The organism is uncultured Photobacterium sp. (genome assembly GCF_947039875.1).
In the GTDB taxonomy this organism is placed as follows: domain Bacteria; phylum Pseudomonadota; class Gammaproteobacteria; order Enterobacterales; family Vibrionaceae; genus Photobacterium.
Genome location: NZ_CAMRAN010000006.1, coordinates 96040 through 120112 on the forward strand (window position 1 = coordinate 96040; position 24073 = coordinate 120112).

16 protein-coding genes and 3 pseudogenes are annotated in these 24073 nt (G+C 34.5%); 12 read left to right on the forward strand and 7 right to left on the reverse strand.

The genetic code is table 11. The features are described 5' to 3' along the window. Positions 1–288: 288 nt before the first annotated feature. Together Q0V26_RS03880 and tyrS are read right to left on the reverse strand one after the other, a co-directional pair. A complete protein-coding gene (locus Q0V26_RS03880; protein ID WP_297478239.1) occupies positions 289–1401 on the reverse strand; it encodes a M20/M25/M40 family metallo-hydrolase in 1113 nt (370 codons plus the stop codon). Between the two features lie 292 nt (positions 1402–1693). Further along, positions 1694–2968, reverse strand: coding sequence for a tyrosine--tRNA ligase (gene tyrS, locus Q0V26_RS03885; protein WP_297478240.1), 1275 nt, complete (start codon positions 2966–2968; stop codon positions 1694–1696). A 1232-nt stretch (positions 2969–4200) separates the two neighbouring features. On the opposite strand from tyrS, the gene Q0V26_RS03890 reads away from it, so the two are divergent. Beyond that, complete coding sequence (locus Q0V26_RS03890; RefSeq protein WP_297478243.1) at positions 4201–5382, forward strand: amino acid aminotransferase; 1182 nt, start codon at positions 4201–4203, stop codon at positions 5380–5382. 91 nt (positions 5383–5473) lie between these two features. On the opposite strand, the gene Q0V26_RS03895 is transcribed toward Q0V26_RS03890, so the two are convergent. Beyond that, on the reverse strand, positions 5474–5854 hold the full coding sequence (locus Q0V26_RS03895) for a PH domain-containing protein (RefSeq protein WP_297478245.1): 381 nt from the start codon (positions 5852–5854) through the stop codon (positions 5474–5476). Between the two features lie 780 nt (positions 5855–6634). Between Q0V26_RS03895 and Q0V26_RS03900 the strand changes: the two are divergent. Together Q0V26_RS03900 and Q0V26_RS03905 are read left to right on the forward strand one after the other, a co-directional pair. Next, positions 6635–7121, forward strand: a pseudogene (locus Q0V26_RS03900) (F0F1 ATP synthase subunit epsilon). Between the two features lie 9 nt (positions 7122–7130). Then, a complete protein-coding gene (locus Q0V26_RS03905; RefSeq protein ID WP_297478247.1) occupies positions 7131–7958 on the forward strand; it encodes a ricin-type beta-trefoil lectin domain protein in 828 nt (275 codons plus the stop codon). 47 nt (positions 7959–8005) lie between these two features. Here Q0V26_RS03905 and Q0V26_RS03910 read toward each other — a convergent pair. Then, positions 8006–9133: pseudogene (locus Q0V26_RS03910) on the reverse strand (transposase domain-containing protein). A gap of 1166 nt (positions 9134–10299) precedes the next feature. On the opposite strand from Q0V26_RS03910, the gene Q0V26_RS03915 reads away from it, so the two are divergent. The 8 genes and pseudogenes from Q0V26_RS03915 to Q0V26_RS03950 all read left to right on the forward strand — a co-directional run. Further along, positions 10300–10815: a hypothetical protein gene (locus tag Q0V26_RS03915; RefSeq protein WP_297478249.1), complete on the forward strand. Its 516-nt coding sequence runs from the start codon at positions 10300–10302 to the stop codon at positions 10813–10815. 54 nt (positions 10816–10869) lie between these two features. Continuing rightward, positions 10870–11364, forward strand: a complete 495-nt coding sequence (locus tag Q0V26_RS03920) for a hypothetical protein (RefSeq protein WP_297478250.1) — start codon at positions 10870–10872, stop codon at positions 11362–11364. Positions 11365–11389: 25 nt separating this feature from the next. Next, positions 11390–14134 carry a CS1-pili formation C-terminal domain-containing protein gene (locus tag Q0V26_RS03925; protein ID WP_297478253.1) on the forward strand — a complete coding sequence of 915 codons (2745 nt, stop codon included), beginning with the start codon at positions 11390–11392 and terminating at the stop codon, positions 14132–14134. 9 nt (positions 14135–14143) lie between these two features. Beyond that, the gene (locus tag Q0V26_RS03930; RefSeq protein ID WP_297478255.1) at positions 14144–14860 is read left to right on the forward strand and encodes a hypothetical protein; all 717 of its coding nucleotides are present in this window, start codon (positions 14144–14146) and stop codon (positions 14858–14860) included. Next, positions 14826–15947, forward strand: a complete 1122-nt coding sequence (locus tag Q0V26_RS03935) for a hypothetical protein (RefSeq protein WP_297478257.1) — start codon at positions 14826–14828, stop codon at positions 15945–15947. Before Q0V26_RS03930 ends, Q0V26_RS03935 begins: the two co-directional genes overlap by 35 nt. A 7-nt stretch (positions 15948–15954) precedes the next feature. Next, positions 15955–17289 carry a hypothetical protein gene (locus tag Q0V26_RS03940; RefSeq protein WP_297478259.1) on the forward strand — a complete coding sequence of 445 codons (1335 nt, stop codon included), beginning with the start codon at positions 15955–15957 and terminating at the stop codon, positions 17287–17289. An 18-nt stretch (positions 17290–17307) separates the two neighbouring features. After that, entirely contained in the window at positions 17308–19740 is a 2433-nt protein-coding gene (locus Q0V26_RS03945) for a hypothetical protein (protein ID WP_297478261.1), read from the forward strand. Between the two features lie 173 nt (positions 19741–19913). Continuing rightward, positions 19914–20458, forward strand: a pseudogene (locus Q0V26_RS03950) (YfcC family protein); the annotation flags it as partial. A gap of 80 nt (positions 20459–20538) precedes the next feature. Here the strand turns inward: Q0V26_RS03950 and Q0V26_RS03955 are convergent. The 3 genes from Q0V26_RS03955 to Q0V26_RS03965 all read right to left on the reverse strand — a co-directional run bounded on the left by Q0V26_RS03955 (position 20539) and on the right by Q0V26_RS03965 (position 22940). Then, positions 20539–21324 (reverse strand): 5'-methylthioadenosine/S-adenosylhomocysteine nucleosidase, encoded by a 786-nt coding sequence (locus tag Q0V26_RS03955; RefSeq protein WP_363316458.1) that lies wholly within the window; start codon positions 21322–21324, stop codon positions 20539–20541. 262 nt (positions 21325–21586) lie between these two features. Further along, positions 21587–22504 carry a permease gene (locus Q0V26_RS03960; RefSeq protein WP_297478265.1) on the reverse strand — a complete coding sequence of 306 codons (918 nt, stop codon included), beginning with the start codon at positions 22502–22504 and terminating at the stop codon, positions 21587–21589. Between the two features lie 142 nt (positions 22505–22646). Next, the gene (locus tag Q0V26_RS03965) at positions 22647–22940 is read right to left on the reverse strand and encodes a metalloregulator ArsR/SmtB family transcription factor (RefSeq protein ID WP_080156528.1); all 294 of its coding nucleotides are present in this window, start codon (positions 22938–22940) and stop codon (positions 22647–22649) included. 361 nt (positions 22941–23301) lie between these two features. On the opposite strand from Q0V26_RS03965, the gene Q0V26_RS03970 reads away from it, so the two are divergent. Next, entirely contained in the window at positions 23302–23742 is a 441-nt protein-coding gene (locus tag Q0V26_RS03970; RefSeq protein WP_297478267.1) for a DUF6789 family protein, read from the forward strand. Positions 23743–24073 lie beyond the last annotated feature (331 nt).

A 24073-nucleotide genomic window follows, 5' to 3' on the forward strand; every position in this document is an offset into this window, starting at 1 on the left:
TCTATATCTGAAATAAAATCTTGATCGTTGGATATAGAATTAAGTCATAGTATTTTATTGCTTAGTAACTGTAATAATATGAATTTTGCGGAGTATATGCTATTTAGATCTGTTCTGATAGAGGCTGATTTCAACAATATTAGAGAATGAATTGTTAATAATTTTAATTTATTATTTAGTTTAATAGGTGTCTTTTTAAATACAATGTCTCACTTATTGTTAAAATTAATAAAAATAAGAAAGACATTGTAGTGGATTTGTTTGACGCTGTTATATTCGTCTAACCTGCTATTTATTACTGCATAAAAAAGTGTACATGAATTCGGTTATTTTAGTCATGTCATCAATAGTAATAAATTCTTCAGTTGTATGAACTTTACTCATTCCCGTCGATAGATTGACTGTTTTTAAGCCTTTGCCATTAAATACGTTAGCATCACTACCGCCACCGGTTGACTTCGTGAATGGGGTTAAACCGTTTGATTTAAATGCCGCCATAATACTTTGTACGTGCGGGTCATTATCTTCAATGTGATAAGCGTTGTAAGAACGACTTGATTCAATATTGATTTGAGCACCATGCTTGGTCGCAGCGTGTTCAAATGTCTCAACCATGTGTGCTGTTTGGTGTTCAAGCTTAGTATCATTTAAAGAACGTGCTTCTGCCGCAAGATAAAGTGATGGCATTACAATATTGGTGACTTGCCCACCTTGAACGACACCGATGTTAGCTGTCGTTTCTTCATCAATACGTGATAAACGCATATTAGTAATAGCATCAGCAGCAACTGTCAGTGCATTAATACCTTCTTCTGGTGCTAAACCGGCATGAGCAGGCTTACCTGTAATTGTGATTTTCAAACTTTGCTGACCGGGTGCTGTTGTAACAATCGCACCAATCGCACCGCCTGAATCCAACACAATCGCTTTATTCGCGGTGATGTAGCTCATATCAAATAGTTTTGAGCCTTGCAGACCACCTTCTTCATGCACAGTGAAAGCCAGTTCAATTGTTTTATGATCACGGTTATCAGCTTGAATGCAACGTACCGCCTCCATTATTGCTGCAATGCCTGACTTATCATCACCACCGAGAATGGTGTCGCCTTTTGAGCGAATAACGCCATCTTCTATAATCGGCTCAATATCATTACCTGGATTTACCGTATCCATGTGACAACTAATCGCAATGGTGTCATTAATGTTGCCATCTAAACGCGCATAAATATTAAAACCATTAGAGATCGCTTCTGGTACAGGTAGGCGATGAACACTAAATCCTAATTCACCTAATTGTTCAGCCAGTGTTTCGGCAATCGCTTTCTCATTGCGTGATTCGCTGTTGATTTTGATCAGTTCAATGAAATGGTTAATAAGGCGTTGCTGATTAATAGTAGACATAATTTTAATTTCAAGTAGTCATTGGATGTTATGACTGTAAACGTAAACAGGCGAGTAGAGCTTGGGGTTAAATCAAATTAAATGGGGATTTATTAATAGAAATATCAAATTATGCAGGGTGAGTCTTATTTTTCGAGGGTTGAGGTATAAGGTTAAGAGATACAAGGTGTTGAGATAAGAGGGACGAAGTGTGAGACGTTGAGAGGAAGATGATAATAAAAAACCACCGTTATTATAGTAACGGTGGTTTTTAGTGCTATCTATAAGCTAGATAACAGTTATCAGTTTAGGATTAACCCCAAACGATAAGGCTGTAGTTTTTCTTACCACGACGGATAAGTGTATAACGACCAAACAGCTTGTCCGTATTTTGGAATGCGTAGTAAGCATCACTTACTTTTTCGCCATTAACCATGATAGCGTTTGATGTAATGTGCGTTTTAGCTTGGCTACGAGATGTTGCAAGTTCAGCGTTAACAAGCACTTGTTGAAGATCATCGTCACCAGTTGCAGAAGCTGAAGGCATGCCATCTTGTGCTAGTTGTGCAAAATCAGACTCAGATAAGTGCTCAAGATCATTTTCAAATAGGCAGCGGGTAATGTTTTGTGCTGCTTCTAATTGTGCTTGACCGTGTACAAGTGCTGTTGCTTTTTCTGCAAGAATACGTTGTGCTTGAGGTGCTTTGCCGCTATTGCGGTCATCTTCTTCGATCTGTTGAATTTCTTCTTCAGAAAGGAAAGTGAAGAAACGTAAGAAACGGTATACGTCAGCATCAGCAGTGTTCATCCAAAATTGGTAGAACTTGTATGGGCTTGTTTTGCTTGGGTCTAACCAAACAGCGCCGCCTTCAGTTTTACCAAACTTAGTACCATCAGATTTAGTGATTAGTGGTACAGTCATACCGAACACTTGCTGTTGGTTCATACGACGAGTTAGGTCGATACCTGCTGTGATGTTACCCCATTGGTCAGAACCACCAATTTGAAGTTCCATGCCCATGTCTTTGTTCATGCTTGCGAAGTCATAAGACTGTAGCAAGCTATAAGCGAACTCAGTAAAAGAGATACCTACTTCATCACGGTTAATACGTTGTTTAACTGATTCTTTGCTGATCATTTGGTTAACAGAGAAGTGTTTACCAATATCACGTAAGAATGTTAGTACATCCATATTACCGAACCAGTCATGGTTGTTCACCATACGAGCAGGGTTAGTTGCGTTGTCAAAATCTAAGAAAGGCGAAACTTGACGTTGGATTTTAGTCACCCAATCAGCAACAATATCTAAAGTGTTAAGTGAACGCTCAGTCGCTTTGAAGCTTGGATCACCAATCATACCAGTAGCACCGCCAACCAAGGCTACAGGATTATGGCCTGCTTCTTGGAAGCGCTTAAGGCAAAGTAGAGGTACCAGATGACCTAGGTGCAAACTATCTGCCGTTGGATCAAAGCCGCAATATAATGTAATCGGACCTTTTGCTAAACGCTCGCTTAAAGCTTCTTCATCCGTAATTTGAGCGATCAGACCGCGATCTTTAAGCTCTTGAATTAAATTCAAATGATTCATGTATTCTCCAATAATCATTTTATTTACGTTTAATTTATAGGTACGGCATTATTCAATGTCAGTATCTGGTTTATTATGATTTGTAGACTAATAAATCCTACCACAAATAACGCCATATTATTTGTTGTCACATTATATTCAATTTAATGTTGTTTACCACGGAAGTTTTTTTAAGGGTAAGCTCAATAAATGGAATGGTTCGGATTATTAAGAAAATTGCTGCGGTATTTAAGGCAGGGATAAAGCCATGTAGGAGACACAAGAGTGAAAACTAAGAGTGACAAGTAACACCGTACAGCAGTCATTTATCTTTCTACTACATTATTACCATGTTTAAAGATGCTTGCCAATGAATCAAATAATCTCATGAAACATAGAGGTAGAAGATAGACATCATACTGGCTGATAGATCATCAATGAGGTGACTAATGTTGTTTTTTTGAGTGTGTATTTGTTTTTTAGATGTATAACAATAACATTCCAACCCTACGATGTAACATATTAAAAGTAATAACTACAGTAGAGAGGAGGTGACTTTAATCTACTCATTTATAGATGAAAGGGAAAAGTAGAAGATTAAATCATCGATCATAACAATGTTAAATAGTCGTGAGTGGTTATCTAAATTATATGTTTCATATACAATCATTCTTAATTATTAACATCATAATGGTTAAGAATAATGAAAAAAGGGTAAATAATAATTTATTTTTCTGATTAAGTAATGACTTATTGGTTGGTTGTTATCTAATCAATATTTATTGTGTGTTGCCTAGATAATATTTGTCAGTATTTGATGTTTTATAAAAAATATCACTCTAATGTACTAAGTTTGTAATGATAATCATTCGATAATGATAAGTAATTGGCTTTTATTGAAGCTGTGTATTTTATTGTATGTAATGAAGACTAGACAGTTGATCTGAACAAAAACGACTTTGCAACCATAAGTGATAGAGTAATGTGTCAAATTCGGCATGACATTATATGATGTTGGGCGATGTTTTAAGGACGTTCGTCGCTATTGCATTAAAAGTATTGATGTTTAAATGATTTCTGAATATCAAATTTTTGAGTCATAATACTCAAACCCTATAGTCAAATCCTTAATAATTTATCATTCTTATATGGATGGTTATTCTTAAACAAAGTGAGAATTATCATTTTTCTAATGACGGCTTGAAATTGAAATGCTAATTTAAATTCATGCCTCTATAAACGGAATTTGCTTAATGTTTTCACAACTTTCTCCCGCACAACCTGATCCCATATTGTCATTATCATTAATCTATAATGCCGATCAGCGTGCTCATAAAATGGATCTTGGTATTGGTGTTTATCGTAACAATCAAGGCCAAACTCCTATTATGGCTGCGATTTCTCAAGCGGAACAGCGCTTACTTCAAACTCAAACGACAAAATCATATGTTGGTCTTGCGGGGAGTGAAGTTTTTAATCAATGCATGATTGATCTGTTATTAGCTGACACTTCGGCTCATAGCCGTGCTGCGGGTGTTCAAACCCCTGGTGGTAGCGGAGCATTACGTATGCTTGCAGATCTGATACACGTTGCTAATGCGAATACGACCGTATGGTTAACTGATTTAAGTTACGTTAACCATCGACCAGTAATGGAAGCTGCTGGGTTAAAAGTTAAATATTATCCTTATTTTGATCGTGATACTAAACAAGTAAACACCGATGCAATGCTATCAGCGCTAGCACAAGCAGGGGCGAATGATGTGGTATTACTGCATGGTTGTTGCCACAATCCAACGGGTGCGGATATTAGTTTTGAAGCGTGGCAAGCGATCACCGCATTAGCTAATAAGAATGGTTTTTTCCCCTTTGTTGATATGGCTTATCTTGGCTTTGGTGATGGGCTTGAGCAAGACGGTGCAGGCTTGAAATTCATGGCTGATAACATTGAAGAAATGATGATCGCCACTTCATGTTCTAAGAACTTTGGATTATATCGCGAGCGTACCGGTGCTGCCTTATTGGTGGGTGATACGTTGTCAAATGCGCAAAAAGCCAAAGGTCGAATTTTGACGTTAGCACGAGCCAGTTACACCATGCCACCTGATCACGGTGCAGCATTAGTGGCTGATATATTAACAGATAACGTGTTAACGGCGGTGTGGAAACAAGAATTGATCATGATGCAACAACGCATTATTGGATTACGTCAGAGCTTAGTAAACACCTTAGCGGCTAAGGGTTGCGATCAATTTAGTTTTATAGCTGATCATAAAGGCATGTTTTCTATGACAGGTTTATCGCCTGATAAAATTATGCGTCTGCGTGATGAATTTGCCATTTATGCGGTAGGTGATGGACGTATTAATGTTGCAGGATTACAAGAACAGCAGATAGATGCTTTGGCAACCGCATTAATGACGGTTTCTCAGTAACATTATTCCGGTATTGTTAGATAAAAATCATAGGCTGCATATAACAAGAGGCACCTGAGATTGTGCCTCTTTGTTGCATTACAAAACAGGCTTATTTGCCCGCAATTTTAGCAGCTAATTGTCCTTGCATGGTATAGACATTGGTTTTGCCATTAAACTCTAAGCTAATTGGGTCATGTTGGCCTGAAACCCATAATTTTAATTCTGCATCTAGATCAAAATGGCCTGTTGTTTCAATAGTATACATAGTGATTGATTTATAAGGTACTGAGCGGTATTCCACTTTTCTGCCCGTCATGCCTTGTTTATCTATTAAAATTAAACGGCGATCTGTCAAAATAATCATATCGCGAACAAGCTTATAAGCTAATTCGATGTGCTCACCTTGACCAAGAATCGTTGATAATTCTTCAGTTGCATCAGCAAGATCCATCTCGCCAGCGTTACCTAAGATAGCATTAAAAAATCCCATGAATGATTCCTTTTAAAATAACAAAATAAGCACTAATTTATGTGGCTAGAGTGTAATCGAATTGCGTTTTTTATACTAGTCACGATTTGAGCTTCCAGTTTGCTTTGCACATCAAGGTTTTTATAAACAATTATGTTTATGTATGACATCTTGTTATTAATATGTGTGCTAATGCTAATGCTAATGCTAATGCTAATGAAGTTATCCTATCTACATGCTTTTTGAGCTGTTGCTGAATGCCAAACTGTCACTGCAGCAGAGTTATTGAATATTAGTCAGCCAGCCGTAAGTCATTTACTGTTATACAGACCCAAGATAAATAAGGGAGGGTTTTAGGATAAATTAACTAAATCATAGGGATTGACCGGAGCTCATAATGCCTGGCTATAGTCTTTTGGGGTTAACTAAAAGACAAAAGAAGGATAAAACTTCTTTTTGTTATTGGTGGAAGCGTTTTGGTTACTTCGACAATTGGTTTAGCCTTTTCTGTAACTTATCCGCTTTTTCTTTTTCGGCAATATATTTATCAAAATTTTTTTCACTTGAGTTTTTCCATCTGGAAACTCAGGTCTTAGGCTTGCTGAAATTTTTGCTATCGGAATTTCAATTTCGAACTCTCTACATGTTATATCCTCCATATTTTGTTGCTCATATATAGTATTCTCGAGCTAGGCGCAAAATATCAAATTGAGTTGCCCCTACTTTGAATGGCCTTCCACTTACAAATAAAAAACCTTTTGCCCCCCCCATGATTTAACAATGTATGGTTCCTAGTGTGGTGTGTCTGCTTCAAAAAGTAGGGCTATTGGTGTTTTAGAAAATATCTTTCAACTGAATATTGTTAGTGCTGAAGGCTCTGTTCATGCTCTTGCTGTATATGGCACTGATGAAGAGTTGGGTATTCAACTTGGATATTCTCTATTGCTAACAAAGCTAAAATCTAGTGTTGCAAGTTTTGTCGTTGACATATAAGTCTTCAGAAGAAGTGTTTTATATTTCTGGCGGTATTGCTGAGGTTCAACCAAGTATTGTCACTATGGTGGTAGATACGGTAATGCATAGTAAAGCAATAGCTGATGAAGCTCGTCGAGCAGCGGAAGAGAACATCAATAAGCATGCTGATGATGTTAACTTTGCTCAAGCTCAAATGGAACTAGCGGAAGTTATTGTGTTTTTCTATTTAGCAATTAGGATTTTGTACAGTATTTTTTGCTATTTAAATAGTTATTTAATATCACTACACTGCTATTTGAAAGTAAATAATTAGGTGTTAATAATGATAAAAAATATAATGTTAGTTTCTTGTGTAATGATGAGTGCCAATGCAATGGCGGGTCTAGGTGGATATGCTTCAAATTTAGACAAAACAACATTTAAATTTAAGGTTGGTAAAGTAAATAAACCTGGTAAATTTAATTGTGTAACAATTGCAGGCGGTTCAGAACTTGGTAATCCATATTTTAATGGACAAGATATTGTCGCTCATAAATGCAGCGCTGAAGAGAAGGATACTCAATTTTACTCATATATTAATGGTGAAATAAAAGCTGTTATTAATACATATCCAAGCACTTATGTTGCTAAGGATTACTGTATTGATGTTGATAATGGAATTGATGTACCAGGAAATAAAGTGCAAATCTTCGAATGTAATGGTTCTAAGGCACAAAAGTTCACTCCATACACTACAAATAAAGACCAAGTTGTATTTAAGACTAATGCAAAGAATTGTCTAAGTGTTAACGAAAATGGTGCTGAAGTGAGAGCCTGTGATTTAGAAGATAACACTCAATTATTTGATGCGGTAAATCCCAAAAAAATGATAAGAGTCGATTTTTATGATGGCGCAGGATTTAATATGTTAGGTCGAGTAGAAGATAAAAGTTTGAGAACGTTCTACTCACCTAAAAAGATGATGCTAGGTCAAGAGAGAACTGTATATATGCCAGGAACCTCTAAAACGATTAAAATCTCAGGTGTTGGGCTTTATGCGGGAGCTAAGTTATATAGTAAATGGGTTGATGCTAAACCTGGCGAATACTTCCGCTTACAAAGTTGGGGAACATTATTTAAACCACACTATGAAGTCAGTAAGATTCTTTAAATAAGTAAGTAACACAAAAGGGTAGTATTAGCTGTAATGTATGTAAATTAAGATAATTTACGTTCCCTTTGAGGCCTAGTCGCATAGCGACTAGGCCTTTTCTTTACTGCTCTTGGATAACTTATTTCTTGCCTTTCGGGTAATACAAAGCTTTCTGCCATATCAAGTATATATCTCAATATTTCAGGATACCGACCAGCAGCAACCGTTGGTAATAGTTGGAGTTGGCTTGTCAAGAATATTGAAGCTTGTTTAAAACCAATCTGATAGGGCATCACACTTTTTAATGTGTACGCCATTTGGCACATCATGAACCTTAACAAGTTATAAGCTAATAACATTCCCCATAACTCTTGAGTCACTAACGCGGGAGTTTTACTTCTTAAAGTTATCGTTCCTTGCAACATATATTGCTTCATTTCTCGATAACCTAGCTCAATCTCTCAGCAGTGGCTATAAAGCTCTGCAATATCAGCACCTATGTAACGTTTGTGATCGGTCATTGATGTTAGTAATTTTACTTCTTGACCTTTGATTGTCGCCGTAACTAAGTGAGCTTCCATTGTCACGGGCGCATCAATCCACTTTTTTCGGGCTTGTGGTGATAAGGTTAACTCTATTAGCTCTTTGCCTTTACCAAGTTTTCTTAACGTTTTGTACTGAGCACCTTTACGTAATGGGATCAACCAGTGCCTTTCTTGGCCTGTACTTTACCATTTATGCAGTAAACCTAATGCGTAAAAACCACGATCAAATAGCGTGGGGCTATGGTCTGGCGTACGCCAGACAACGCCATCGATGAGACCGTGCCAATCTGGATGAGGTGTTTTCTCATGCCACAATTGTTGTGTTTTATTAAAAACGGCTTCTACTGGTTCATGTCCTAATTTCTTACGAGCATGAATCACAGCACTTGGTGCAACAAATGGCTTTTCCCCTGGTAATAGGATATCTAATTGAGATACCACTTTGCTCATCGACAAATGTCGATAGAGTGATATACCTACTACACTCCAAACCATTAACTCCATCGGTAATCTTCGTTTTCGAATGGTTGTAACACCTGTATCTTGAAGGCATTGGTCAATAAGCGTTGGGAAAAGTAAGTCTGACAGGCCATTTAATTTATCAGCTGAAAAGGTGTGTATCTGTTCAAGTTCTTGTCTTAAAAAAATAAAAAAAACCGAATGTATGGAATACATTCGGATTTTTACACATCTATAGGATCGTTCAACTGATCATTTTGAGCTTAACTGATCAGCATTAAGCATTAGCTGCTCTTTTTTATATCTGTAAATAATTTCATTTACGTGGTCAAGTAAAACTGTATACCTTTATAGGTGTTTAAATTAAGCGGCTGCTTCCACCATAACTGGCGATAAATAGTTGTTATAACTATATGGCCCCGCTTAATGTTGTAATATATATTTGAGCGTTTCCCTTTCTGCTTATTGATAATTGTTATAGTACTCTTTGGGCTTTCGAAACTTCTAAAAAATCGTTCCATTGGGCATTATTCTAACAATTTCCACGTCGACCCATATCATAGTTTGAGTTATTTGGTATTTTCACAATGTTTGCCTGAATTGAAGGCTGGTGTAGTGACAACCTTGATCTGAATGAAATATGACATTTTGTGATCGCTCCCTGCTTTCGTAAGTCATTTGAAGCTCAGCACAGATTAAATCACTATTTGGGTTATCTTAGAGACACTCTCTTGAGTAAGCTGACCACCTATTGTCCTTGCACCCGCAGAGCCTCTACTACGGCTATTAATATCAACAACTTTTTGACGAAGTAATGCTTTTTCAGATGTAACAATACTGCGATATTTAAGTCGATAATAATAGCTACTACGAAATATTTTAAATAGCTTACATAATGGCTTTGATTGAATGAGGCTCTTTTGATAATGCAGCAATTAAATCTATTGTTTGATGTTGTCCGGCATTAAAAGAGTGGAAGCTTTTTTTAGAATATCGTTTTCCCACTCAACCTATTTAATTTTTGCTTCGAGTTGTTGAATGCGTTTTTATTCTGGTGTCATAGCTTTTGACGTTGGTGTTATTCCATTATGTTCTTGCTTTAGCTGAGCAGCACAGCGACTCATTGCTGTGTATCCGACTGCATAAGTTGTTCAAGTTTTTTTCATTATATACACCGTTTTATTCTATTTAGGTATAAAAATTCATTGTATCGCAATGGTAGATGGCATATTTGATATTAATTAATTTTATCTGCTATTAATCGCTCGGTGTTTTATATTTAGAATAGTGCCATCAAGACAAAGTATCTTGGTATTAAATTTTTTAACTAAATACGTAAAGTAAAGGAAATTAAAATGAAAAAGACAATTACAACTCTAGCAATCGTAGGTCTATGTGCAATGTCAGCTGGCGCATTTGCAAAAACAGATACGGCTCATGCTGTAGTAACTTGGTCTGGTACTGTACCTGGTGTTCTTCCTGGTAACACACTTACAATTACTGGTCTAGGTAAAGGTGCTATTCCAAATGGTGTGCTTAATGTTGAAGCAGATGGTACATTTGCATCTCAAACTGCTGTAATTCTGGAGTCTCACACATTTGATGATTCTCTTGCAGAAGATAAGCAAATCGGTGATTTAGTAGACGCGACATGGTCTCTAACAAACGTTTCTGTATCTCCAGCAACATATGATAAAGCTACTGTTAAAGTGAAATTTAACGGTGTTGAGGTTGCTGAAGCTACACCAATGGTTGATCTAGCAAATACAGTAGCAGTTGAAGTTCGAAACGAAGCTGCAAACGCTGACGTTACACCAACTCAAGCAATTCAAGTTACAACAACTGCAATGGCATCTGTAACTGTTGCATAATTTAAAGTAAATAATTTATTAAGGGGAGGTTTCCTTCCCTTTTTTGGATCTTTTATGAAAAAACTGTGTTTATATATAATGTTATTAGCATTTTCTTTAAATGGATTTGCAAAAATGCTCTCTCATGTCTTCGAGGTTTCAACTACCATCGATACCAGTTTCTTTTATGATGATCATCTTGTTATAACAGGTAAGGACGCTAGCTTTCCTATTGCAAATGGTGATTTATATATCAATGATGATGGAACATTTAAGTCATCTCAAATTATTTTAGAAGCTCATATGAGTTCAGAAGGAGTAATAGATATTGATAAATATGAAGGAGAAACATACTGGAATTTAGAAAAAATAGAGACATTAATTGATTCTGAAAAAAGAGATCTTGATTTAGATGTAACAATTGATGGCAAAGTATTTAATTTGAAAGATAAATATAAAGACATTGATAGTAGTGTTTCTTTACACGTTTCAAATCATAATAAAATTGATGTCCATGCTGAACAAAAGATAACAACAAGTCTTACTGTATTTTTAGAACCAGTACTTTAGACAGAATCATGAAGGGTTATTAATTGTGACTTATAAAAGAAAAATATTAGCCATATCAATTGCTGCATTGTTCTCAAATTCTGCATTTAGTATTCCTCATGGTTTTGAAGACCTATATAAAGAAAGTACAGGTAAGATAAAATTCATTATTAATGACGATTACGTTATTGAATTAGATGCTAAGTATAGTGATGAAAGTGTTACTGTAGATTCAAAAGAAGTTAAGCTTTTAGAGGATAATCTCAAAGAAACATATGTTAATTCAAAAGGCAGAAAAAAAATTGTTAATGACTTAACTTCAGGCGTTAAATCATCATTAAGCTGTAAAGGAAAGAGAGATATATGTGTACCTGAGATTAGCAATGGTATCTCTTATATAATAATTAAAAATCAAAAAATTGTTAGAGTGCTAACATCTCCAGCATATTTAAGCGGTAAAAAAAATCAAAAAAAATATATTCCAATAACAAATGAAAACAAAGCTCTAATTTCAGAGCATGATTTAAGCATTGATATGTATGATGATTCTAATTCATCATATTATTATCGCAACACTTCCTTTTTAGGGCTAGGGCCTGGATATATATCAGGTGATTTTGATTTAAGTGAAAAATCAGATGATGACGATTTAGAATTAAATGAACTCGCGTATAACTTTCTAAGTGAATCAACTCGTGCTAGATTTGGATATTCATCTGATTTTGTTAATCAAGATTGGAATAGTACTAGTTTGTTAGATACAAATGCGAGTAAAAACTTCTTTGGTTTAACAATAGGTTCAACCAAACAACTTGAGTATGAAAATAAAGAAACATCACAAAGAATATTTTTCAATTCGCCATCGAGCGGACGACTATTTGTTTATAGAAATACCAAACCAATTTTACAAAAGAATGTAACCTCAGGACAGAATTATTTACGATTATCTGAATTGCCCCAAGGTATCTATGATATTGAGCTTGTCGTTAAAAATGGTGAGCGTACTGTTTTCAAAGAAAATAGAACGATATATAACAAATTCAAGTATAATCTTAATAAAGGAGAAGCTGATTATTCTGTTTCTGTAGGTAATTATGAGAAAAAAGATGTTTATGATAATTTAAATTATGGTAATAATGATCAGCTTGAATATGAAAATCGGGCAATGATTAATGGTAAAGTTGCTTATAAATTAAATGAAAGTGTTGTCGTTGGCGCTGAAGCAGCAGTATTAGAATTATTATCAGATTCATTTTATAAAGTTGGCGTTGATTATCAGGTAACAAATGATTTGAATGTAAATTCAGTGATAAATTTATTTTCAAATGGTAGTGATTATTATCAAGTAAATGCAATTTATAAAAATCTAGGTATTCAATTTAATAAATATAAAGACAATCATGATTTGAATGAAGATCCTAAAATTGATAATTATTTTTATGGTATGGGAGATACCCAAGAACTATCTATATCATATAACCAAGCAATTTTATCTGGTAATGCATACATAAGCTATATAAACCAACAGTCAGAAAAAAACAATAATTATAGTGATTATGATATTTATAATATTGGATATTCAACATATCTGTTTGAAGATAGTAATTTATCGATCAACTATACTAAAATTGATAGTAAAGCTAACTATGGCAGAGATGATAGTTGGATAATATCTGTTGGATTGGATATCCCAATTGGAAACTTTGATTCAGCTAGATATTCTAGTGATTTTGATGACTCATCACAATCAAATCGTATAGCTTATAACCATAGGATCGAGCCTATGGATAATGTTGATGGAAGTATTGAAGCTGGAGTTAGATATGACAGTGGAGATCACGTTTCGGATGAGTTTGTAAGTGATGCTTCTCTATCATTAAATACGAATGGTAACCATTATAATGGTAGTCTATATGGATATGCTGATTCTAAAGGCTATGCTTCATTATCTATGAATTATAATACAAATACCGTAGTTACTGCAGATGATATTTATGTTACATCTCATAACTCTGAATCATATCTATCATTAAAGAATAATTCATATATAAACACGAATAATGATGAAGTTTTTTCTTCGGTAGCAAATATAAAGATGAATAACGAACTTTCAAAACGTGTCCATATAAATGAAAGCTCTGAACTCGTACCTATAAATAATTATAAAGAATATCAAGTTACTATTGATACTGAGGCAAGTGATTTTTATAACCAAGGTGATGATTTTATAAAAACTACGACTGCTCCTGGTACAGTAATTGATATGGATCTCCGTTTATATAATGTTGATTCTTATATTTCTATTTTTAATGATCTTAGTGGCTCACCAGTGTCTAATGTTCGGTGTGTTGGTACTGGTTGTTATGGTATTCAAGAAATACAAGATGGAGTTTATAAAATTAGAATAGCCAAAGGAGAACCATTCAAAATTGTAACTGACGATGAAAGATGCTTTATTCCTGATCATGATGATATCGTAAGTAATAACCTTGGTGAAAATTTCTGTATGCCTTCAACAGAAGATATAAATGGTATGCAAGTAACTAAAATTAAGAATAAGTATTATTACTATGTTGGGTTATATAATAATAAAGACATATTTATAAATGCAGCAAACACACTATCAAATGATTTCAATGAAAAAGTTGTATTTAGAGATGCTGGTAATAAAACAATGGTTTTCTTTAGTTCAGATAGTAAACTTTCTAAATCTGATAAAGAAAAGATTAATGTTCTTCAAAGTTATGCTTTAGATGATACTAAAGCAAAATATGATTACGTAAAATTATAATGGTGTTATATGAATCTAAATAAAGTTCTATTTTCTATTGGTTTAGCTACATTATCTATTTCAGCTCAAGCATTTTATGTTGATAGTATGGTTAAATTTCCACAAAATAATAGTGGAAATGGTATATTTACAGTAACAAGTAATTTAAAAAAAACTGAATTTATTAATATAGAGATTGATAAAGTTATTGCTGGTAAAAATGAGATAGAAAAAATATCTTATACAAGAGAAAATTTCCCTATGTGGGATTTAGCAACATCACCAGGAAAACTTGTACTTCATCCAGGTGAAGCTAAGGATGTTGGCGTTAAATTTTTATGTCAAAAAAACTGTCGAAATGAAAATTCAGATTTAGTTTATCAAATTAGTTTTATACCAGTTAATGATCCTGATAAGAAAAATACAGAACAAAAAGTTAATATGCTCTTCGGTATGGCGCCATATTATATTATTCCAGCTAAGAACCCAAAATATGATTATTCATATGCTTTTTCTAAGGAAAAGAAAGAGTTAACAATTAAAAATAATGGTAATAGCTATTTGAGCTTTAATATCGATAATTGTAAAGATAAAACAATTCCAGAAGGAAAAGATTGTTCTGTTAATTATCATTTACTCGCTAAGCGTGAAAGAAAAGTTGAGATACCAAAACATTTAATTAGTAATAATACAATATTAAGAGTTGCAAATCATGATGAATCATTTCTTAAGAAAATCCATCTATAATATATTCTGTATTGTAGCGGTAATTTGTTCTTTTTCAAGTCATGCAATAGCTATTAATGGGTTAATAAAAGATGGCACCATTAGATGGAGTAATGGCGTTAGAGTCGATGGTTATCTGTCGTTCTCTAACTGGCAAATAATTTCTGGTTTACAACCAACAGAGGAGTGGAAACCAGGAGGGTTACTGTCAATAACTGGCATTAACGACGGTAAATTAACCTTAAAAAATACTAGTGGAACTGAGGAAATTACTATACCTTTTGATATCTCTGGTGTTCAGTATGGACTTGGTGATAGTGGTAGTAAATTTGAAGTCGTTAGTTCAGGAGGTACGTCATTTGCTACTTGTGATAGTAAATTATCATCATCAAAGGCTAGTGTTATAGGCAAAAAGTGTGCGTCAAAAGAGTCTTATAAAGGTAAAAATGGTATAAGTTTTACACCATTTCATTTTGCGAAACCGCTAATTTCATTAAAAGATTCTGATATTATTGATCAGTTTAATGACCCTTCACTGACTAAGGGGATTTATAAAGGAACTGTAAATATAATTCCAATGTATTTATTTAAATCTCCAACAGGTACTTGGACTTATCGGACTACTACTCCTGTAGCAATTGATATAGCAATTAAATACAGTGGAAGTCAACTGCTAGGCATTGAAGTCATTGGTGATGGAATTATTCCACCTGAATACAATAAAGAACAAAAAACTGTTACAGGTTCTACTGATTTCCAGGTGAAATTTACTGGTGTTTTTCCCAAAGGCACTAAAATTAATATGCGGTTCTTAGAGCCAGAAGGTGGGGCTTATAATTTAAAGGCTACCGACTCTTCAATTTCTGAGGATAAAAATAAAATACCTTATGGTATTTATTGTTATGGTGAGTCTTGTCACGATAAAGGAATTGTAGATTATAATGGACAAATGATTTTAGATGATAAGAAAAGTTATTTAGAATCTATAGATGATAGTAAAGAAATTTCTTTTCGATTTTTTGTTGGATATAAAGATATTCCAATGAATAAAGTTGATACTGGAAAATATCAAGATAGTTTTACTGTTATTTTTGAATCTGAAATGTAGAGGGAATATGAACAAAATAAATATATTTACAGTTGTCTGTATTGCTTCTACATTATTGAGTGGTTGCGGTGGAGATAGCAATGATTCATCAGTTGTAAAAAGTGCCGATAAACCTATTGTCACTGATGTCTTTGATAATATTGAGTACAATAATGGTGAGATCTATCATATCGATTTATCTCATTCGGTAGTAGATCCTACTGGTTTTCCTGTATATTTAGAATCAATAGATTCATCATCTGAAGATTGCTCTATTATTTCTTTTGATAAAGATTCATTGGTTGCTGAGTTAGCGACGAATGGTAAAACAGCATGTAATCTTGATTATACAGTGAGAAATAGACCTAATAGTGACACCCAATCGTCATCAGAAACTGGTAATCAATATCTTTTAATTTCAGATTTGGCCGATGATATAGATTTATTGGTTATTAGTCTAACGACGACAATAAATACAGATCCTATAATTATCGATCTAAAAAAAGAGTTAGCTGAACAATATCCCGAAGGCAGTTTAATTCTAAGTGCTAGTAATGAAGGTGAAGGACATATAGATAATATCGATAAAGAGTCATCTAAAATTACTTTCTCTAGCTCAGTTGTTGGTATAAATCGTATTTATTATTCACTTTCTGATGGCAAGACAATTACTCCAGGGTTTATTGATATTGCAGTATCAGATATTGGTATAGAGCAACCAGAAGCAGATAGTTTTATTGCTGAGGATGTAGTCAAACCTAATGAAGAAAAGATTATTAATATTAGTGGGCATTTTGATGATAAAGGGCAAAAACTAAAATTAGCTGATGTCTCTGCATTTAATGCTGATGTATCGATTATCAACCAATATGAATTTAGTTTTTTATCGGAACAACGCGGTATTCATTACGTCACTTATTATGTTACTAACGAACTTGGAGGATTAGCTGTAGGGATTATTCAAGTTAACGTTGGTGGTGCTCCGTATCAGGATATTACAATAGATATCGGAGGTATAGATACAACTTTTATTGCGCCAAAAGAAATTAATTCTTTATCTGAGGACGAAAAAAACCTGGTTATTGCTAAATATAAAGAAACTGGGGAATTTGGTCCTGCAGGCGTAATAATGCCATTATTTGATGTTACTAGCGCTAACCAAGTATGTAACAAGATACGTGCTTGGGTGCCGAGTGAAAATGATTTGAAAGAACTTTATAATAGTGCTGAAGGAAATCTATTTGAACAATATTATTGGCCAATTACTAAAAAATATATAACCAGTGAAGGTTTTCTTTTTGATTTTAAAACTGGTGAGGTGACATATTCCAAAGGAATTGGTTATCTCACATGTTTTAGATAATAAATAGGTAATTTAATAATGAAAAAGATAAGAACTATAGCGTTTGTTATAGTTTCTTCATTACTATTTGGCTGTAATGGGTCTGATGGTGGAGAAGGAACTATACAAGATGATTTCTATTACAATGTTGAAAATAGTTTTCATCATACCATTTTATCTAATGATAAAAGTAAGCATATAGACCTTTCAGATAATATCCATATGCAAGGAAATGGCTCTGTATCAATAAAAAATGTAAGTATATTATCTGGTGACTGTTCAGTTCCTATTATTGATGATTTATCATTGGTTGTTACTGATAATAAATCAAATTTATGTACGGTAAATGTTGAATACTTATCTGATAATAACATACAGAAGTTTTCAGATGTAACATATATTGTATCAGCGGGAGAACAAGGTGATATTCTCCCTATCCTTAATTTAGATAAAAGTTTAGAACAGAGCAATACTCCCTTTGTGATAGATCTTAAATCTTCGCTAGGGAGTGATTATCCTTTTGATTATCATTTAGTTAGTTCATCAGTTGTCGGTAATGGTCAGGTTGATAATGATACTACAAATGATACATTATCATTTTCTACCGATATAATTGGTTCGACTCGTATTTATTATTCTTTAGCGAGTGAAAACCCAGAGAATAAACCTGTTTATGGTTATATTAATACTAATATTACTAGTGATGATGTCATTCCACCACAAGCGAATGATATAGCTTTAGTGAAGGATGTTGTTGCCGGTGAGTCGATAACGGTCAATCTTAATGATTTAGATGCTATAAAAGAGGGAACAGTACCTCTTAGTGAAGTACAAGTAACTGATGTATATATGTTAGATACTTATAATGCTGCATCTGTGAAGATTGATAATCAAGATGACTTACGTAATGTTGAATTCTCCTTCCAATCTCAATATCAAGGTAAATATTATGTATCGGATTATATATCTGATCATTTAGGAAATAGCGATATTGGAATTGTTGAAATCAATGTAAAGCCAGCATATGATCTTATATTCTTACCTAATGTAGGTATTTTTACTGCTCCATTAACGGCTTATGATGTTCTTGATACTAAATATGAAAGGGTGGATCCTTCTTATATTTATACAGAAAATGGGTCAAATGGTCCTAATGGTTTAGATATCGCTTTATTTTCTCAAGCTGATGCTAATCAATATTGTTCAGATATTGGGATGACACTAGCCACTAGGTTTCAGTTAGAGCAACTTGATAAAAGTGTATCTGAATCTACTCTTTTTGGTAGGTATAATTGGCCTCAAAGTCATCTTTTTTGGGGGCTAGAGAATAATGGGGCATTTGATTTTCAAACCCATGAGTGGATTGAAGAAAAACCGGCTACAACAGGATATTTTACCTGTGTTATGCAAGTAGAATCGGATCAAGTTACGATTCATTCAAAAGATAAGCTTTATGTTGGACAAAAAGATGATGCTTATTTAACGACAAAATTGAATTCAGGAGAAGAGATTGTTATTCCAGATGAATATGTAAATTACTCTGTTGATAATGATAATATTTTAAGTATCGATGTTAACAATGGTGATATAACGGCATTAAAGTTTGGTTTAACTAATATAACAGGGACACTTATTGACTCTTCTGTTAGTGATTCAAAGCAGGTCGAAGTCATTGAACAGCCCAAAATAGAAATGAAAGTTAAAGCTTATGTTATGGTTGGGGAAACAACTCCGGTAACTTTTGAGATTTCTTATGATGGCGGAAAATCTTGGCAGCCATTACCAGAGGAAATAATTGTTCAAAGTATTTCTATGGAGCCAACCGATCTTGCTACTATTTCTAATGATGGAGTAAATCAATTCAAATTAACGGGTGACAAAGTTGGTGATGTTCTTCTTACCGCTCATACTAATCATCCTGAAATTGATAAGTATATAGAACCTAGAACCGTACTTATAACAGACTCAGATGTCTGCTTTCAATATGCATATTTTGACAGAGTTCATGATTCTAAATATTGTTTAGTCTACAACGTCGATGAATTTATTCGTATTCCAGGTTTAAAGGAATTGATTGCAGATGATCGTGGTATAATAAATAACAACCCTTATGTTTACCCAAATGATCAAAACAAATTTTGTCGTTTGATCGGTGCCGATGAATATTTAATCCCTAAAGATTATGGTATTTCTAGATATATTGGTGGTTGGATATCTGGTTGGACTGATGAGAATTCTTTAACATCGAGATTAGTAAAAGAACGTTTTGAAGGACATGAAGCAAAGCCTGGGCGTCGAATGTATTATAGAATTACAATACCTGGCCATTGGAAAGGGTGGTATACTTACAAAAATGACGTAGTTGCTCCAACGTGTATGTATACGGATATTCATGTCAATCCATCAAAGTCAACTAAAAAACGATTTGAAAATTACAAGCAAATGGTTAGAAATGTTGTTCTTATTCAATGACTAATTTAGACCAATAGGGAGCTATAGCCCTAATGCCGATCAGTAAGATCTAAATATTTAGGTTGAACGATCCTCGCTGTATGTAAGAATCCGAGAATATTTATATTCTCGGATTTTTTTATGGATGTTACATAAGCCTTAAATATCATTAATGATTGGAAACTGAAGTGGTTGAGCTTTCTGCATTATTTATTGGTTCAAGTATTGTTGCGGGCCTAGTCGGTAAATTACCTGAAGTGGAAATCACCGATAGTTTTATTAATGGTGCGCGAGATTTATTAGGTGTCGCGTTAATTATTGCTATTGCTCGCGGGTTAGTGGTGGTAATGGACGACGATAATATCACTCATACTATTTTAAATTTCGCGGAAGGATTATTAGTTGGTTTACCACAAATTTTATTTATTAACGCTATTTACTGGATAGAAGCGGTATTGTGTTTAGTCGTGCCTTCTTCTTCAGGGTTAGCCGTATTATCAATGCCAATCTTGGCACCATTAGCTGGCTTTGCAGGTGTTGGGTGTGTGTTGGTGGTGACGGCTTTTCAATCTGCTTCTGGTTTAGCTAACTTAGTAACGCCGACATCGGGTGTTGTGATGGGGGCTTGGCGATTGGGCGTATTGGTTACTCAACATGGTTACGCTTTATTGGACCACTGTTAGGATTCCTAACGGGAATGGTCATGGTGTTGTTAAGTGTGGGCGTGATGTTAGGCTAATTTTTATTACGGTTTATTGATTTATTATGATGGATAGACTAGCAAGGGTGCTGATATCACCCTCGCTATTTTTTTGTTATTTAATTACGCATCATGATGATTTTTTTAGTGTAATCAAGCACAAATTGCTGACAATCAACCGCAGTTTGAGGGTCAAAATCTTGGTTGTGTAGATCAGTATTAGACAAGATACGAATACCAATAAAAGGTACGTTATAAGCTTGAGCGACTAATGCTGCTGATGATGTTTCCATTTCTTCAACCGAGGTATTGTATGTTTTGTGGAGCCAGTTAATGCGATCAACTTCGCGATTCCATTCATCTGCTGTACCAATGACACCCGCCACCACTTTGCCTTTCGTGTAACTGTTCGCCATGGTGGTCGCGATATGCAGTAAACCTTTGTCGGCAGCAAAATTATTATGCTCAACTAACTTACCTTGTTCACGTAAACGCATCGTAACGCTAAGATTTTGCCATTTTGTCGGTGCAATACCTTTATCTTTTTCGGTAAATTCTGATTTATATGCACCCATATTGAAGCTGGTTTTGCCAATAACAATATCGCCACGTTGTAATTGTGGATCATGACCGCCTGCTGTGCCCTGGTTGATGATTAAAGCAGGTTTAAAGTGTGCAATGGCCAGTGTTGTTGCTGCAGCAGCATTGGCAATGCCGACTTCTGTTCTTGAAATGATAACAGGGTAGTCGTTAATGGTTCCTTGCCAAAATGACCATGACCCCATAGTGACTTCAGACTTTTCTTTTAAGGCGGCAATAAGTGTTGTGGTCTCTATATCCATGGCACCTTGAATTAAGATTGGGCCAGAAGTAGGCGTAGCAGCCATACTCATCGTTGAAAGCATGATGCAGCAAAGTAGAAGACCACGTTTGAGTAATAACATTAATGTTCCTTAAAGAAAGTAAAGAGAATAATTCTGTGCAATGCAAGCAAAGCAAACGTTTGCGTCAATGATTTTATATAATTTAATATACATGGCTATGTTGTGATCTTTGTTGTTTATCCTTTTTGGGGGGAGGCTGCTATTTTTGATTAAATTCAAATAAAAAAATCCCTCAACCGTTTAAGGCGGAGGGATTTTTTAATATCGGGTTAAAAATTAAAAATTAAAATATAAATTGATACAGATATCCAGCACCGATGGCCATGCCCAGAATTACCACTAAGAATGCGATAATCATTTGATTCTTAAAGATTGATTTAAGTAAAATCACCTCGGTTAAACTTGCCCCCGCACTACCAATAATCAAAGCCATTACTGCGCCTAGTCCCATGCCTTTTGCAGCTAATGCGGCACTTAATGGAATAACAGCCTCAGCACGAATATAAAGTGGAATACCAATGATAGCTGCAATGGGGATCGCAAAAGGATTATTTTCACTGGCAACTTTAGCCACAAATTCTGTTGGCATAAAACCATAAATCATTGAACCTAAAGCAATACCACCAATCAAATAAGGCAATACTTTTTTGAAATCAGCCCACGTTGATTGCCAAATTTTAAGCCATTTGTTTACTGGTTTTGGTATTGAACTACAGCTTGATCCACAGCATGATGGTTTAGGTTCACTATATGCTTCGTCTTTGATGTATTTTTCAAAACCTAATTTTTCCAGTAAATAGCCAGCAATGATTGAGACACCCATTGCTATTACAAAATAAAACACCGTCACTTTTATGCCAAACGTCACCGCAAATAAACCAATAATAATGGGATTAAGCAAAGGACTGGCAAATAAAAATACCATCATGGTGCCAAATCCTGCTTTTGCTCGTAGTAATCCTTTTAAAAATGGAATGGTTGAACATGAACAAAAAGGAGTAATAGCACCAAGTAAGCCTGCAATGAAATAGCCTTTACCATTTTTACCGCTAAGAATGGATTGAATTTTAGCGGGGGGAATATACACCTGTAATATGCCAACGAGGTAACTAATTGCAAGAAACAGCACTGTAAGTTCAACGGCAAGAAAACCAAACATTTGTAAGGTATCGGTTATCATCTCGGATGTTATTGTAAACATATTATCTCTCCATATTTCTAATATTGTAGAAATATAAGGGTAAATGAGAGTGTTGTCAAAATTATATTTCTAAAAGTATGGAAGTATCTTCATTAAGAAAAATATAAAATAATTAAGATATTGAAAATTAGGATTTTAGTTACTATCGTTGTTCGTCAATACAACATTCATCTTGTAAAAAACTGATGACACTGGTTAAAGCATCATATTGTGCGACACAAAAGAGTGTACGTCCTTCACGACGTTGGGTGAGTAATCCAGCCGAAGCAAGGCTAGAAATGTGGTGAGAAAGGGTTGAGCCTGGAATAGCCAGTTGTTGTTGAATATCCCCGACAGCAATGCCTTGATAGCCCGCTTTAATGACGCGCTTAAAAATGGCTAAACGGGTTGGGTGGCCTAATTCTTTAAGTGATTTAGCAATTTGGATGGTATCTATTTGATGACACGTCATAGTAAAGCTGACCTTTATATTATGATATTTATTTCTGTTATTATCGAAATATAACTAATTGTTGTTAAAAAAGAAAGCTATAGTTATTTATCTACAATTATCACAGTAATAATATTGGTCGTCATTTTTGCTACCTGCAGTCTGTAACCAATCGACTGAGCCATCTTTTCTTGCAATAAATCCATCAACACTAAAGCGATAAATACAGAACATTTCATGGTTTATTATTGATAGATTGAGCAATTAAATGCTGTTTTCTGTCTTTTAATTGTATAATTATATTGACCTTCCAGTAGGAGGAATGTCTATCCTAAAACCATATTCCATAACGTATTTAGGTCATCGTATGTTTAAAGAAAACGTAAGCACAAGTAATGTAGTAAAAGCACTCATTGGTGGTTTTTTAGGTACATTAGCATTTACTTTAATGGGTAAATTTATTGCCCCACATCTTATTGGGCATTCAATGAATGTTGCTGCGATTATTGCGCATATGTTAGGAACCTCTGATAGTGTCGGCTTAATGATGCACTTCGTGGTAGGTACCATTGTATTCCCAATCGCTTACTTATTAATTGGTTATAGCCGTTTGCCGGGTTCTGGTTGGTTACGTGGCCTATTATTCTTAATTCCAATTTACCTTGGTGCGATGCTAGTTGTAATGCCAATGGCCGGTAAAGGTATATTTTTCCATAGCATGCCAATGTCAATGGTCGCTTTAATGGGGCACATGGTTTACGGTATTATTCTTGGATTTGCTGTTGGTATACCTAAAGATAATAAATAATTTAGATAGTTATTTATTATTAAAAGTAAAAAGCTGAGAAATTAAATATCTCAGCTTTTTATTGTTATTATTTCGTTGTGTTTTTTATATGTTTTAGCCATTAATTATTTTTGTAATTGTATCTTTATTATCACGACCATTCGCAAAAATAACCCCACCAATATGGATCAGCATAAAGCCTACAATACCCCACCATGATAGTTTATGAAATGTTTTGTATTGTGCGTATAAAATAACCTGATTCCCACTATTTAACAGCTACTGCTAAATTATCTTCTATACTTTAAGATATTGAAGTATAGGAGTAACGTTATGCCTAAGAATTCAATCC

Excerpts from the sequence above, each read along its gene's own strand:
- Q0V26_RS03930 (WP_297478255.1), top strand. The coding sequence starts at position 14,144 with ATGAATCTAAATAAAGTTCTATTTTCTATTGGTTTAGCTACATTATCT.
- Q0V26_RS03920 (WP_297478250.1), top strand. The coding sequence starts at position 10,870 with ATGAAAAAACTGTGTTTATATATAATGTTATTAGCATTTTCTTTAAAT.
- Q0V26_RS03915 (WP_297478249.1), top strand. The coding sequence starts at position 10,300 with ATGAAAAAGACAATTACAACTCTAGCAATCGTAGGTCTATGTGCAATG.
- Q0V26_RS03890 (WP_297478243.1), top strand. The coding sequence starts at position 4,201 with ATGTTTTCACAACTTTCTCCCGCACAACCTGATCCCATATTGTCATTA.
- Q0V26_RS03905 (WP_297478247.1), top strand. The coding sequence starts at position 7,131 with ATGATAAAAAATATAATGTTAGTTTCTTGTGTAATGATGAGTGCCAAT.
- tyrS (WP_297478240.1), bottom strand. The coding sequence starts at position 2,968 with ATGAATCATTTGAATTTAATTCAAGAGCTTAAAGATCGCGGTCTGATC.
- Q0V26_RS03935 (WP_297478257.1), top strand. The coding sequence starts at position 14,826 with ATGATGAATCATTTCTTAAGAAAATCCATCTATAATATATTCTGTATT.
- Q0V26_RS03955 (WP_363316458.1), bottom strand. The coding sequence starts at position 21,324 with ATGCTTTCAACGATGAGTATGGCTGCTACGCCTACTTCTGGCCCAATC.
- Q0V26_RS03895 (WP_297478245.1), bottom strand. The coding sequence starts at position 5,854 with ATGGGATTTTTTAATGCTATCTTAGGTAACGCTGGCGAGATGGATCTT.
- Q0V26_RS03960 (WP_297478265.1), bottom strand. The coding sequence starts at position 22,504 with ATGTTTACAATAACATCCGAGATGATAACCGATACCTTACAAATGTTT.
- Q0V26_RS03940 (WP_297478259.1), top strand. The coding sequence starts at position 15,955 with ATGAACAAAATAAATATATTTACAGTTGTCTGTATTGCTTCTACATTA.
- Q0V26_RS03945 (WP_297478261.1), top strand. The coding sequence starts at position 17,308 with ATGAAAAAGATAAGAACTATAGCGTTTGTTATAGTTTCTTCATTACTA.
- Q0V26_RS03880 (WP_297478239.1), bottom strand. The coding sequence starts at position 1,401 with ATGTCTACTATTAATCAGCAACGCCTTATTAACCATTTCATTGAACTG.
- Q0V26_RS03970 (WP_297478267.1), top strand. The coding sequence starts at position 23,302 with ATGTTTAAAGAAAACGTAAGCACAAGTAATGTAGTAAAAGCACTCATT.